This window comes from Paraburkholderia unamae, from assembly GCF_003268775.1.
GTDB lineage: Bacteria > Pseudomonadota > Gammaproteobacteria > Burkholderiales > Burkholderiaceae > Paraburkholderia > Paraburkholderia unamae.
Window position 1 is genome coordinate 323,997 of sequence record NZ_QLSU01000004.1, and the last position, 12,807, is coordinate 336,803.

The 12,807-nt window shown below is 67.0% G+C and carries 10 protein-coding genes; 5 read left to right on the forward strand and 5 right to left on the reverse strand.

From position 1 onward, the window contains the following. Positions 1-80: 80 nt before the first annotated feature. A complete protein-coding gene (locus C7401_RS08945; RefSeq protein ID WP_112171010.1) occupies positions 81-1,199 on the reverse strand; it encodes an AraC family transcriptional regulator in 1,119 nt (372 codons plus the stop codon). A 105-nt stretch (positions 1,200-1,304) separates the two neighbouring features. Here C7401_RS08945 and C7401_RS08950 point away from each other — a divergent pair, with 105 nt between their 5' ends. From C7401_RS08950 to C7401_RS08965, 4 genes are read left to right on the forward strand one after another with little or no spacing between them, the layout of a single operon-like run. Next, positions 1,305-2,438 (forward strand): acyl-CoA dehydrogenase family protein, encoded by a 1,134-nt coding sequence (locus C7401_RS08950; protein ID WP_112171011.1) that lies wholly within the window; start codon positions 1,305-1,307, stop codon positions 2,436-2,438. A gap of 45 nt (positions 2,439-2,483) precedes the next feature. Then, positions 2,484-4,199 (forward strand): AMP-binding protein, encoded by a 1,716-nt coding sequence (locus C7401_RS08955; RefSeq protein ID WP_112171012.1) that lies wholly within the window; start codon positions 2,484-2,486, stop codon positions 4,197-4,199. Positions 4,200-4,218: 19 nt separating this feature from the next. Further along, positions 4,219-5,004, forward strand: coding sequence for an enoyl-CoA hydratase (locus tag C7401_RS08960; protein WP_112171013.1), 786 nt, complete (start codon positions 4,219-4,221; stop codon positions 5,002-5,004). Positions 5,005-5,007: 3 nt separating this feature from the next. Continuing rightward, the gene (locus tag C7401_RS08965; protein WP_112171014.1) at positions 5,008-6,177 is read left to right on the forward strand and encodes an enoyl-CoA hydratase/isomerase family protein; all 1,170 of its coding nucleotides are present in this window, start codon (positions 5,008-5,010) and stop codon (positions 6,175-6,177) included. Positions 6,178-6,192: 15 nt separating this feature from the next. On the opposite strand, the gene C7401_RS08970 is transcribed toward C7401_RS08965, so the two are convergent. Together C7401_RS08970 and ppnP are read right to left on the reverse strand one after the other, a co-directional pair. After that, positions 6,193-7,581 (reverse strand): chloride channel protein, encoded by a 1,389-nt coding sequence (locus C7401_RS08970; RefSeq protein WP_373864428.1) that lies wholly within the window; start codon positions 7,579-7,581, stop codon positions 6,193-6,195. A 193-nt stretch (positions 7,582-7,774) separates the two neighbouring features. Continuing rightward, a complete protein-coding gene (gene ppnP, locus C7401_RS08975) occupies positions 7,775-8,095 on the reverse strand; it encodes a pyrimidine/purine nucleoside phosphorylase (protein WP_112171016.1) in 321 nt (106 codons plus the stop codon). Between the two features lie 360 nt (positions 8,096-8,455). Here ppnP and C7401_RS08980 point away from each other — a divergent pair, with 360 nt between their 5' ends. Beyond that, positions 8,456-10,717: a TonB-dependent receptor gene (locus C7401_RS08980; RefSeq protein WP_112171017.1), complete on the forward strand. Its 2,262-nt coding sequence runs from the start codon at positions 8,456-8,458 to the stop codon at positions 10,715-10,717. Positions 10,718-10,797: 80 nt separating this feature from the next. On the opposite strand, the gene C7401_RS08985 is transcribed toward C7401_RS08980, so the two are convergent. Both C7401_RS08985 and C7401_RS08990 read right to left on the reverse strand, forming a co-directional pair. Continuing rightward, on the reverse strand, positions 10,798-11,598 hold the full coding sequence (locus tag C7401_RS08985) for a family 1 encapsulin nanocompartment shell protein (protein ID WP_112171018.1): 801 nt from the start codon (positions 11,596-11,598) through the stop codon (positions 10,798-10,800). Beyond that, positions 11,591-12,676 carry a Dyp-type peroxidase gene (locus C7401_RS08990; RefSeq protein ID WP_112171019.1) on the reverse strand — a complete coding sequence of 362 codons (1,086 nt, stop codon included), beginning with the start codon at positions 12,674-12,676 and terminating at the stop codon, positions 11,591-11,593. Before C7401_RS08990 ends, C7401_RS08985 begins: the two co-directional genes overlap by 8 nt. Between the last annotated feature and the right edge of the window lie 131 nt (positions 12,677-12,807).

The window sequence follows — 12,807 nt, forward strand, 5'->3', positions numbered from 1 at the left end:
GGCAAGGCCTTTCGTCTAAGCGATATCCCTAAAAATTATAGGCGCTATCTCAATAACTGAAAGGCGGATCGAAACCTGCTTTAGTGCGTGCGAGCGCGCAGGTGCGCCGCGCGATAGTCGGTCGGGCGCTGGCCGGTCCATTTGCGAAACGCCCGGTGAAATGCGCTCGGCTCCGCGAAGCCGACGGCCGCCGCGACGTCCGCGACTGAAAGCGCCGGGTCCCGCAGCGCTTCGATCGCCAGGTCGCACCGCAACCCGTCCTTGATCGACTGGCAGCTATGGCCCTCCTGGCGCAGCCGCCGCCGCAGCGTGGCGGGGGCCACGTTCAGGCGTTGCGCGATGGCGTCGGCGTCGGGCCACGCCGTGGCGGGCAGCGCGCGCAGCGTGCGGCGCACGCGCGCCGCAAATGCGCCCGGATTGCGGTACTTCACCACGAAGTTGCCCGGCGCGTTGCGCAAAAAGGTGCGCGCCGAGCCGGCGGTCTGGATCACGGGCAGGTCGAGAAACGCGGGCGCGAGCTCGAACCAGGTGGCCGGCTGGTCGAAAGCCATGTCGTCGCAGAACATCAACTGGTACTCGTGTGCGGCGCTCGGCGGCGGGCAGCGAAAACGCGCGGCGAATAGCGGAATGCGCCGCCCCACGAGCCAGCACACGAGCCCGTAGACGAGGATGAACCAGGTGGCGTAGGCGAACATCGTCGGCGTGGGCTTGCCCGCGCGGTGCACGAGCGTCACGCGCACGCGCGTGGCGTCGACGTCGATTTCGGCCGCCAGGTCGTCGAGCACGAGGCGCATGAAATGGACCGCGCGCTGCAACGCCTGGCGGCCCGTGTGCGCGCCGAGCGCCGAGTGCGTCATGGCGATGAAGCTGCCGCTTTTCATCGCGTGCGAGTCCTGGCCGAAAAACTCGTCGTCGAGCGCGCGCGCGATGCCCGACCACAGGTGGCCGTATTGCGCCGCGCTCACGCGGGCGCGCGGCGCGAGCAGCGTGGCCGGCGCGATGCCGGCGGCCTCGGCGAGCGACGCGGCGTCGAGGCCGCCCGCGCGCGCGAGCGCCAGCGTCTCGTTGACGAGGCTCATCGAGATCGTGCCTTTTTCGCTCAGTGTTTCGGTTTTCTCAGCCTGCACAGATCCGCTTCCCGTGGGGTTGTCGAAGCCAGTATGGTAAATCCGATCAGTGAGATTGAGCGTGGCGGGCATCGAATGCGGCTGCCGCCATGCCTAAACTTTTCGCAAGCCTTGCAGCCGGGGCCGCACCGCGCCACAGTGGATGGCAAGCGCAAGAGACACAGGAAGGGGACACATATGGACGAGTTCTACACCGACGACCAGCGCATGATTCGCGACGCCGCGCGCGACTTCGCGAGCGAGCAGCTTGCGCCGAACGCGGCGCAATGGGACCGCGACGGCAAGCTGCCTGACGAGGTCGTCAAGCAACTGGGCGAGCTGGGCTTTCTCGGCATGATCGTGCCGCCGGAGCAGGGCGGCTCGTACACCGACTACGTGGCCTACGCGCTCGCCATGGAGGAGATCGCGGCGGGCTGCGCTTCGTGCGCCACGCTCGTGAGCGTGCACAACTCGGTGGGCTGCGGACCGATCCTGCAATTCGGCACCGACGCGCAAAAGGACCGCTGGCTCGGCAAGCTCGCAAGCGGCGAGATGATCGGCGCGTTTTGCCTGACCGAGCCGCAGGCGGGCTCCGAGGCGAACAACCTGCGCACGCGCGCCGAACTGCGCGACGGCAAGTGGGTGCTCAACGGCAGCAAGCAGTTCGTGACCAACGGCGCGCGCGCGAGCGTGGCCATCGTGTTCGCGGTGACCGATCCCGACGCGGGCAAGCGCGGCATCTCGGCCTTTATCGTGCCGACCGACACGCCGGGGTTCAACGTCGGCCCGCACGAGAAGAAGATGGGCATTCGCGCTTCGGACACCTGCCCGATCTCGCTCGTCGATTGCGCGATTCCCGAAGCGAACCTGCTCGGCCAGCGCGGCGAGGGACTGAAGATCGCGCTCGCGAACCTGGAAGGCGGGCGCATCGGCATCGCGGCGCAGGCGCTCGGCATCGCGCGCGCGGCATTCGAAGCGGCGCGCGCCTACGCGCACGAACGCGTGCAGTTCGGCGAGCCCATCATCAAGCATCAGAGCGTGGCGAACATGCTGGCCGACATGCACACGCGCATCAATGCGGCGCGCCATCTCGTGCATCACGCCGCGCGGCTGCGCTCGCTCGGCAAGCCGTGTCTTTCCGAGGCGTCGCAGGCGAAGCTCTATGCTTCGGAAATGGCCGAGGAAGTGTGCTCGCGCGCCATCCAGATTCATGGCGGCTATGGCTTCCTGAACGATTACCCGGTGGAGCGTCACTACCGCGACGCGCGCATCACGCAGATTTACGAAGGCACGAGCGAAGTGCAGCGGATGGTGATCGCGCGGCAGCTTTGAGAAGCCGTGAGGATGACCAGATAAATACAATCTATGGAGACGACGATGACCGGGTTCACCCCTTCCGCGCAGGCCTTCATCGACGCACGCGATCTGCTGCTGCGTCACCGCACCGACTACGCGCGCGCCTACGATGAATTCACCTGGCCGAAGCTCGACACCTTCAATTGGGCGCTCGATTACTTCGACGTGATGGCGCGCGGCAACGACAATCCGGCGCTCTGGATCGTCGACGATCTCGCGAACGGCGGCACGCGCTATTCGTTCGCGCAGATGTCCGAGCGTTCCTCGCGCATGGCGAACTTCCTGCGCGAGCAGGGCGTCGCGCGCGGCGACCGTCTGCTGCTCATGCTGCCCAATCGCGTCGAACTGTGGGACGTAATGCTCGCGGCGATGAAGCTCGGCGCGGTGGTGCTGCCCGCCACGACGCAGCTTTCGCCCGACGACGTGCGGGAGCGCGTGGAAACGGGCGGTGCGCGCTACGTCGTGGTCGACGCCGCCGAACTCGGCAAGTTCGACGCGCTCGATGCCGACGTGAAGCGCATCGCGGTGGGCGGCCCACAGGCAGGCTGGATCGATCTCTCCCGCGCCTACGAAACGAACCCCGCCTTCACGCCCGACGGCCCCACGCGCGCCACCGACCCGATGTTGCTCTATTTCACCTCGGGCACGACCTCCAAACCCAAGCTCGTCGAGCACACGCACCAAAGCTACCCGGTAGGCCACCTTTCGACGATGTACTGGATCGGCCTCATGCCGGGCGACATCCACTGGAACATCAGCTCGCCGGGCTGGGCCAAGCACGCGTGGAGCTGCTTTTTCGCGCCGTGGAATGCGCAGGCCTGCGTGTTCGTCTACAACTACGCGCGCTTCGTGCCGAAAGACACACTCGCCGCGCTCGTGCAGTGCGGCGTGACCACGCTGTGCGCGCCGCCCACGGTGTGGCGCATGCTCGTGCAGGAGCCGCTCGCCTCGCATGCGGTGAAGCTGCGCGAGATCGTCGGTGCGGGCGAGCCGCTCAATCCCGAGATCATCGAGCGCGTGCGCAACGCCTGGGACATCACGATCCGCGACGGTTACGGGCAAACGGAAACGACCTGCCAGATCGGCAACTCGCCGGGACAGCCCGTGGTGGCGGGCGCGATGGGTCGTCCGCTGCCGGGCTACCGCGTGGCGCTCGTCGACCCCGATGACCAGCCCGTGAGCGAAGGCGAAATCGCGCTGCCGCTCGGGCCGAATGCGTCGGAGCGCCCGCTTGGCCTGATGACCGGCTACGCGAACAACGCGAAGGCGACCGAGCACGCCATGCGCAACGGCTACTACCACACCTCCGACGTGGCGCTGCGCCGCGACGACGGCTACTACGTGTACGTGGGCCGCGCCGACGACGTGTTCAAGTCGTCGGACTACCGCCTGAGTCCGTTCGAACTGGAAAGCGTGCTGATCGAGCACGAGGCGATTGCCGAGGCGGCCGTCGTGCCGAGCCCGGACGAGCTGCGTCTCTCGGTGCCGAAAGCGTTCGTGATCGTGCGCCAGGGCTACGAGGCCGGTCCCGATCTTGCGCGCGAGGTGTTCCGCTTCTCGCGCGAAAAGCTCGCGCCGTACAAGCGCATTCGCCGCCTGCAATTCAGCGATCTGCCGAAAACCATCTCGGGCAAGATCCGCCGCGTCGAGCTGCGCCGCCGCGAAATGGAGCGCAGCGCCGAGCCCGCGCGCCAGCCCGACGAGTACTGGGAAGAGGATTTCCCCGAACTGCGCTGATATCCACACGGAGTCCGAAATGATCGAATTCGAATACGCGCATGATGGCGCGGTGGTCCTGCTCACGCTTTCGCGCCCGCCTGCCAACGCCTTTACGATCGACGGCCTGCGCCAGCTTCAGCAGGTGATCGAGGCGTTCAACCGCGAGCCGCAGGTGCGCGCCGTCGTTATCACCGGCAGCGGGCCGAAGTTTTTCAGCGCGGGCGCCGACCTCAATGCGTTCGCGGGCGGTGAGCGCGAGGTCGCGCGCACGGCGGCGAGCGCGTTCGGCGCGGCCTTCGAAGCCGTGCAGCAGGCGCGGCCCGTGGTGATCGCCGCCATCAACGGCTATGCGATGGGCGGCGGCCTGGAGTGCGCGCTCGCCTGCGATATCCGCATTGCCGAGGAACACGCGCAGCTCGCGCTGCCCGAGCCCGCCGTGGGGCTGCTGCCTTGCGGCTGCGGCACGCAAACCTTGCCGTGGCTCGTGGGCGAAGGCTGGGCCAAGCGCATCATTCTCACCGGCGAGCGCGTCAATGCGCAAACGGCGCTGCGCATCGGTCTCGTGGAGGAAGTCGTCGCGACGGGCGGCGCACGCGAGGCCGCGCTCGCCATGGCGGGGCGCGTGGCCTCCCTGAGCCCGCAGGCGGTGAGCGCCAGCAAGTCGCTGATCCATCAGGCGCGCAACGGCGTGCCGCGTGGCGCGGCGCTCGCGGTCGAGCGCGAAAGCTTCGTCGATTTGTTCGATTCGCCGAACCAGCGCGAGGGCGTCAACGCGTTCCTGGAGAAACGCAAGCCGCGCTGGCACATTGAAATGGAGAACTAAGCAATGAATGCAACACCCGCTTGCGCCCAGCGTGAACACGCAACTGCGCAGGAAACCGCGCAGGAAGTGCTGTTTCGCGTGGTCAACCGCGTGGCGATCGTCACGCTCAATCGCCCTGCGGCGCTCAATGCGCTTTCGCACGCCATGGTGCGCGAGCTGGCCGTGCTGCTGGAGCGCGTGCGCTCGGACGACTCCATTGTCGCACTCGTGCTGGAAGGCGCGGGCCCGAAGGGCTTTTGCGCGGGCGGCGACGTGCGCGCGCTTTATCAACTCGCGCGCGCGAACGAGCGCGACGGTGCGCACGGCTGGCAGCAATTCTTCGTCGATGAATATCGGCTCGACTACGCGCTCCACACGTTCGCCAAGCCGCTCGTCGCGCTGCTCGACGGCGTGACGATGGGCGGCGGCATGGGGCTTGGCCAGGCGGCGGCGCTGCGCGTCGCGACCACGCGCACGAAGATCGCGATGCCGGAAACGCGTATCGGCCTGCTGCCCGACGTGGGCGCTACGCACTTCCTCTCGAAGATGCCGCCGGAGATGGCGCTTTACGTGGGCCTGACCGGCGCGATGCTCACCGGCGCCGACGCGGTTCACTGCCATCTCGCCGACGCCTGCGTGCCCGGCGAATGGCTCGACGGTTACGAAGCGCGCCTCGCGGCCGCGCAATGGAAGGATGAAGCGGGCCATGTGCTGGCAGCGCTGCGCGAGGTGTTCGTCGCGCCGTGCCACGAGGCGGATGAAGGCAAGCTTGCCGGATTCACGCCGCTCATCGCGCGCCACTTCGAGCGCCGCGCGAATGTCGGGCAGATCGTGGCTTCGCTGCATGCGGACCTCGAACGCGAGCACACGGAAAGCGAGCGCGCCTGGCTCGAAGCCACGCTTGAAGCACTCACGCACTATTCGCCGACGATGCTCGAAGTCACGCGCGAAGCGCTGCTGCGTGGCCGCCAGATGACGCTTGCCGAGTGCTTCCGCATGGAGCTTGGCATCGTGGGCCGCTCGATCGAAGAGGGCGACTTCTGCGAAGGCGTGCGCGCGCATCTCGTCGACAAGGACCGCAAGCCGCGTTGGGCGCCCGCAACGCTGCCCGAGGTGCGGGCCGAGCGCGTGCAGCATTTCCTTGCGTCGCCGTGGCGCGCCGAGGCGCATCCGCTGGCGGATCTCGGCGCCTGATCGTCCGTTGGCGTTTCAGTCCGAGGCTTCGCGCGCGGTCGGTTCGCGCAGCGCGGCGAGCCGCCGCTCGCGCTCGCCCGGTGCGGCGGGCACGCCGCGCGAAGGACGCTGCGCGCGCGCCAGCAGGCGCAGCGTGGAGACCGACCCGGCCACGGCGAGCAGCAACGGAATCGCGAGATCGTGGTTGACGTGCGTGAACTCCAGAATCAGCACGGTCGCGGTGATGGGCATCTGCATCGAGGCGGCGAGAAACGCACCCGCGCCGATGATCGCGAACGTGCCCGCCGAAAGGCCGGGCCACACGTGGTTCGCGAGGCCCGCGATCACGATGGCGAGCAGCGCGCCGTTCGCGAGCCCCGGCGTGAGCAGACCGCCCTTCGCGCCCGCGCGCAGCGTGGTCGTCGTGATGAGCACGCGCAGCACGAGCAGTACGGCCGCGAGCCCGATGCCGAGATCGTTGTCGAAGCTCAGGCCCGCCGGGCCCTTGCCGTTGCCGAGCAACTGCGGAAACCAGATGGCCAGCACGCCGATACCCGCGAAATTGATCACGGCGTAGAGCGGCAGCCGCCAGTCCTTGGGCGAGGCGTCGCGCGCGCGGCTCGTCACGCGCGAGAAGCCGTGCGCCGCCGCGCCGAAGATCGGCCCGCACAGCACCGACCACACCACGAGCTGCGCGTTGATGGCGTAGGCGGGCACGTGGTATTGCTGCTCGTCGCCGAGGCCGATCCACGCGACCACGGCCGCGATGGCCGAGGTGGCGATCGCCGGCACCGCCACCGACCAGCCGAAGGTGCCGAGCAGCACTTCGAGCACGAACATCGCGCCGCCCAGCGGCACGTTGTAGACCGCCGCGAGCCCCGCGCCCGCGCCGCACGCGATCATCACGCGGCGTTCGGCGGCCGTGAGGCCCGTGCGCCGCGAGAGCCAGCTCGCGATCGCGGCGCCGATCTCGCGCGGGGCGACTTCGCGCCCGAGCGGCGAACCCATCGCCACGGTCACGATCTGTAGCAGCGCGTGCACGGTGGTCGAAAAGAGAGGAATGCGCGGGCCGCCCGGCTTGATCGCCGCACTGATGCTCACGAGCGGACGGGCGTAGCGATAGAGCGCCCACCAGCCGCCGCCGCCGATCAACCCGCACACCACCAGCACCGCCACGCGCCGCCACGGTGCGGTATCCGTCACGCCTTGCAGGAAACTTTCCTTGCCGATGATGTGCCCCGCGCCGTAGCCATACGCGACGTGCTGGATGGCGTGCAGCAGCAGCGCGAGCAGCATGCCGCCCAGACCCGCGCCGATGCCGGTGAGCACGGTCACGACCGCGAGCGTGACGAGCGGGCTGCGCGCCGGCGGACGCTCGGCGCTGGCGCGCGGGCGTGGAGTGAGGGGGGGCGTGAGGGACGACACGGCGTGACGGAAAGCCTGGAAATGATGGGGCGAAGGGCTGGCGCCCATTGTAGCGAGGGCGTTCGGGCGGCGCGTCCAGCGCGTCATCGGGCGTGCGCGCCGCGCGAACCGGAACGAACGCAAAAATGAAAACGAAAACGAAAACGCCCGCCGCGAGCCACGCGGCGGGCGTTTTCCAGCGACGCTGCGAGGCTTACAGGTAGCTGCAAACGTAGTCGAGCGTCTCGACCACGTCGATGTCGAAGCGGCTGTTGCCCGGCACCGAGAACGACTCGCCGGCGCTGTAGGTCTTCCATTCGTCGCTGCCCGCAAGGCGGATGCGGCACTGGCCGGCCTGCACTTCCATCAGCTCGGGCGCGTCGGTGCCGAAATTCAGCGTGCCCGGCAGGATCACGCCGAGCGTCTTGCGGGTGCCGTCGGCGAACAGCACGGTGTGCGAGACGCACTTGCCGTCGAAGTAGACGTTGGCGCGTTTGATTACGGAAACCTGGTCGAATTGCGATGCTGCCGTCATGGCGGTCTTCCTCAGTCGTCGTGAATGGATACGGGCGCGCGAACGAGGCGTCGTCCGCAGCGAGCCCGCCATCATACCGGCTGTCATCCCGCGCAGTCAGTCCTGTCAGTCAGTCCTGTCAAAAGCCCCGTCAGTCAGCCCCGTCAGTCAGCCCCGTCAAAAGCCCGCCTCGCGCCACACGGCGCTCACGATTTGCGTATTGAATGTTTACACAAATATAACCTTTCATTACAATCGCTATGGCGAATGAGAATGATGTGCATTCGTAAATACGATAAATCGCCGGATTCTTTGTAGCGTACGGGGCGCGTGACGCTCGCCGCAACGATAGAACGCCCGTCACCGACCAACTCGCAACCCATGCCCGCCCAATTTCCGACGCGGATGCGCGCAATCGCCTCCGTCGCAGCCCTCTATTGCTCCGGTTTCTTCGCCTCGACCCTCGCGCACGCGCAGACCGCGCCCGCCGCACCTGTGGCTGCATCGGCCGCCGCCCCTGACGCCGCCGCCACGGCCGCCACGGCCGCGGAAAGCACGTTGCCTGCCGTGAAGGTCATTTCGGCGCCGTCCGAGATGCAGACGAAGGCGCTCAGCTCGTACAAGTTCACCGCGCCCCTCATCGACACGCCGCGCTCGGTCACGGTGATCCCGGAGGAAGTGCTCAAGGAAAAGAACGTCACGACGTTCCAGGACGCGCTGCGCACGGTGCCCGGCATTACCTTCCTGGGCGGCGACGCGGCGGCGAATCCCTCGGCGGACCGCCCCGTGATTCGCGGTTTCGAGTCGCGCAACTCGATCTTCGTGGACGGCATGCGCGACTCGGGCGTGCAGAACCGCGAAACCTTCGACGTGGAGAACATCAGCGTCATCAAGGGCCCCGACTCGGTGTACGCCGGGCGCGGGTCGGTGGGCGGCAGCATCGACATCACGACCAAGGCGCCGCAGGCCGACAACTTCATCAACGGCAGCGTGGGTCTCGGCACCGACAGCTACAAGCGCGCCACCATCGACTGGAACCAGAAGCTCAACGACACCACGGCGTTCCGCCTGAACGCCATGGGCCACGACGCCGACCAGGCCGGCCGCACCGACGTGTACAGCAAGCGCTGGGGCGTGGCGCCCTCGATCGCGTTCGGCCTGAACACGCCGACCACGGTCACGGTGAGCTACTACCACCTGAACAGCTACGACATGCCCGACTTCAGCGTGCCGTTCCGCTCGACGGGCGGCACGCCGGTTTCGACGAGCCGCGGCCAGTTCTTCGGCCTGAACACGCGCGACTATCGCTACGGCCAGACCGACACCGGCGAAGTGAAGGTGGAGCACCGCATCAACGACGCGTGGAAGATCAAGAACACGACGATGTTCGGGCGCTCGACGCTCGACTACGTGGCGACCAATCCGCAGTTGACGAGCGCGACCTCGAACATCCTCAGCCTCCAGGCCAAGAGCGGTAAGTACGCGACCAACAGCGTGGCGAACCAGACCGAGGCGAACGGCAAGTTCGATCTCTACGGCATGCGCCACACGCTTACGGCAGGCGTGGAATTCAGCCACGAGCAGGACCGCTACGAGGGCTATCTCGTGAGCGATTCGGCGGGCAACAACATCCGCTCGGGCGGCCCGTGCACGGTGGCGTACAACTGCACGTCGCTCTACGGCGGCTGGAACCCGAACAACCCGTGGACGGGCAGCATCGTGCTCAACGGCGACAAGAGCTTCCCGGGGCCCGCCACGCACACGCAAACGAACATCGCCTCGGCCTATCTGTTCGACAGCGTGCAGCTTTCCGAGCGCTGGATCTTCAACGCGGGCCTGCGCTTCGACCGCTATGACGTGAGCGCGCAGCAAGCGGGCGTGGCCGATCTGTCGAACATCTCGAACCTCTTCAGCTACCAGTTCGGCCTCGTGTTCAAGCCGATCCCGAACGTGAGCCTCTATGCGTCGTACGGCACCTCGGCGAACCCGCCGGGCTCGAACTCGGGTCTGGGCGGCGGCACCGACCAGATCACGGTGACCAACCAGGATCTCGCCCCCGAGCGCGCGCGCAACATCGAAGTGGGCGCGAAGTGGGACGTGCTCGACCAGCGCCTCTCGCTCACCACGGCGTTGTTCCAGACCGACAAGACCAACGCGCGCGTGAGCGACGGCCTGGGCGGCACGATCAACGCGGGCTCGCAGCGCGTGCGCGGCTTCGAATTCGGTTTCGCGGGCAACGTGACGAGCAAGTGGTCCGTGTTCGGCGGCTATTCGTATCTCGACGCCATCACGACCAATGCCGGCCCGGCGAGCCCCACGCTCTCCGGCCTGCCGATGGTGATGGTGCCCAAGCACAACTTCACGCTGTGGACGAGCTACGACGTGTTGCCGAAGCTGACGCTGGGTGCGGGCGCAACGGTGTCGAGCCTGACCTACGCATCGGTGGCGGCGACTTCGCGCAAGTGGACGCCGGGCTACGCGCGCTTCGATGCTTCGGCGACGTGGCGCGTGTCGAAGAAAGTGGATGTTCAGCTCAACGTGAACAACATCTTCGACAAGGAGTACTACCAGTCTGCGTACCCGATCTACGCGACCTGGGCGCCGGGCCGCTCGGCGGTCGTGACGGTGAACTTCTATCAGTAATGTCTGAACGCAAGGTATGAAAGAAAAGGGGCGCTTCGAAAGAAGCGCCCATTTTTCATTGCCCGCGCATCAACGCGAACTTACTCGGGCTTCACCGCCACCGAGGCCTCGGCCGTGAGCAGCATGAACGTGAAGCTCTCTTGCAGATAAAGGCGCACGCTCAGTTCGTCGTGCGAGGAATAGCCGATCGACACGTCCTGACCGATATGGAACGCGAAGTCGCCGCCGCGCGTGCTCACGATCGCACCGCCTTCGATGGCCGGCGCCCAGATGATCTCGCCATTCACGAGACGGCGAATGTGCTCAAGGATCGGGTAGCCCTGATCGCTCGCTTCGCTCACGGCCGTGTATGCGTCGGAGCCGAGCAGGACCGCATAGGGGCCGTCCACGCCTTGCAGGCGCAACTGTTCGAGCGCCTTGGCGATGATCTCCGGATATTCGGCGATGTCGGCCGGCAGCGGCAGCACGGGGTTCGACGTGCCTTCGCGAATGCCCGTGATCTGCGCGGCCGTATAGCCGTCGAAAATCGCGCGGTCTTCCGCGAACGCCAGGCGCGTGGCCGCGTCTTTGGCCGGCTGCCAGTCGGAGTCTTCGGCGCCGCGCTCGACGTCGTCGATGGCTTCGCGCGACAGCTCGAACGGCACGCGCAACTCGACGAGCGCCTTCACTTCGCGCTGGCGCGCGCGGATGCCTTCCAGCGGCGCCTCGATGCCGTTCTGGTGGCCCGTGCCGATGGCCGCGAGCGCCGCGCCGCCGGGGCCCTCGACGTCCACGACGCGGCGGCCCGCGAGCGAGCGCTTGAAGGTGCGCGCGACTTCTTCTTCGATTTGCGACCACGCGGCCGTGGAAATGGGCGCCAGCTCGCGATGGAGGTTATTCATACCGGGGTGCTCCTTTGAGGGATCCGATGGCGAGCGAGCCGTCCGCGGAGGACGCGGCGGCAGGCTCGGTGTCTGTTTCTGATGGGGTGGCGGCGTCGACTTCGATCGTGGACGCGGTGCCCGGCTCGACGTCGGCGAGCGCTTCGAGCAGCGGTTGCGAGGGCACGAAGAACAGGCCGCCGGTGACGGCGCGGCTGAAGTCGAGCAGACGGTCGTAGTTGCCAGGCGGCGAGCCGACGAACATGTTTTCGAGCATCTGTTCGATCGGCGCGGGCGTGCGTGCGTAGCCGATGAAGTAGGTCCCGAATTCGGCCGAACCGGGCCGGCCGAACGGCATGTTGTCGCGCAGGATCTTGATCTCGTTGCCGGCGTCGTCTTCGAGCGTCGTGAGCGAGCTGTGCGACCAGCTCGGTTTCACGCCGTCTTCCAGTTCGATGTCCTGGAGCTTGGTGCGGCCGATGATGTGCTCCTGCGCCTCCACGGAAAGCGCGTTCCAGCCTTTCATGTCGTGCAGGTACTTCTGCACGAGCACGTAGCTGCCGCCGCAGAATTCGGGGTCTTCGGCCTCGCCGATCACGGTGAAGTGAACCGCTTCGTTGCCCGTGGGATTCTCGGTGCCGTCCACGAAGCCGATCATCGCGCGCATGTCGAAGTTGCGAAAGCCGTGCACTTCGTCCACGGTCTTGACCGCGCCTTCGAGGCGGTTCATGAGCTGCGTGGCGAGTTCGAAGCACAGGTCGGTTTCGTCGGCGCGGATGTGCAGCAAAATGTCGCCGGGCGTGGCGACGGCTTTGCGCTCGCCCGCGCCGAATTCGCGGAACGGGTGCAGCGCGGCCGGGCGCGGCTCGCCGAACAGCTTGTCCCACGCGTCGGACGAAAAGCCCACCACGCACGAGAGATTGCCGGCCGGCACGCGCTTGCCCACGGCGCGCACGAGATTGGCGACATCGGCGCACCAGGCGCGCACGGTGGCGCGGCTCGCGGCGTCGTCGTTGACGGTGGCAACGATGAAGAAGGCGTTGCGCGTGACGGCGCTGGAGACGGACTGCGGTTCCTGCGTGAGTGAGGCCGGCGTCATGATTTTGGGTATCGCTAGGGAGTCGGGGGATTTTGCTACGCCCGCATAGTTTAGCCAAAGTCGCGGAAAGGGGCGGTTTGCAGGCGAGCGGGGTGCCGTGCGACGATAGTCGGCGTCATGTCGACAGGAGA

Coding starts and splice junctions, on each gene's coding strand:
- C7401_RS08960 (WP_112171013.1), top strand. CDS start 4,219: ATGATCGAATTCGAATACGCGCATGATGGCGCGGTGGTCCTGCTCACG.
- C7401_RS08985 (WP_112171018.1), bottom strand. CDS start 11,598: ATGAATAACCTCCATCGCGAGCTGGCGCCCATTTCCACGGCCGCGTGG.
- C7401_RS08955 (WP_112171012.1), top strand. CDS start 2,484: ATGACCGGGTTCACCCCTTCCGCGCAGGCCTTCATCGACGCACGCGAT.
- C7401_RS08950 (WP_112171011.1), top strand. CDS start 1,305: ATGGACGAGTTCTACACCGACGACCAGCGCATGATTCGCGACGCCGCG.
- C7401_RS08965 (WP_112171014.1), top strand. CDS start 5,008: ATGAATGCAACACCCGCTTGCGCCCAGCGTGAACACGCAACTGCGCAG.
- C7401_RS08990 (WP_112171019.1), bottom strand. CDS start 12,676: ATGACGCCGGCCTCACTCACGCAGGAACCGCAGTCCGTCTCCAGCGCC.
- ppnP (WP_112171016.1), bottom strand. CDS start 8,095: ATGACGGCAGCATCGCAATTCGACCAGGTTTCCGTAATCAAACGCGCC.
- C7401_RS08945 (WP_112171010.1), bottom strand. CDS start 1,199: ATGCCCGCCACGCTCAATCTCACTGATCGGATTTACCATACTGGCTTC.
- C7401_RS08980 (WP_112171017.1), top strand. CDS start 8,456: ATGCCCGCCCAATTTCCGACGCGGATGCGCGCAATCGCCTCCGTCGCA.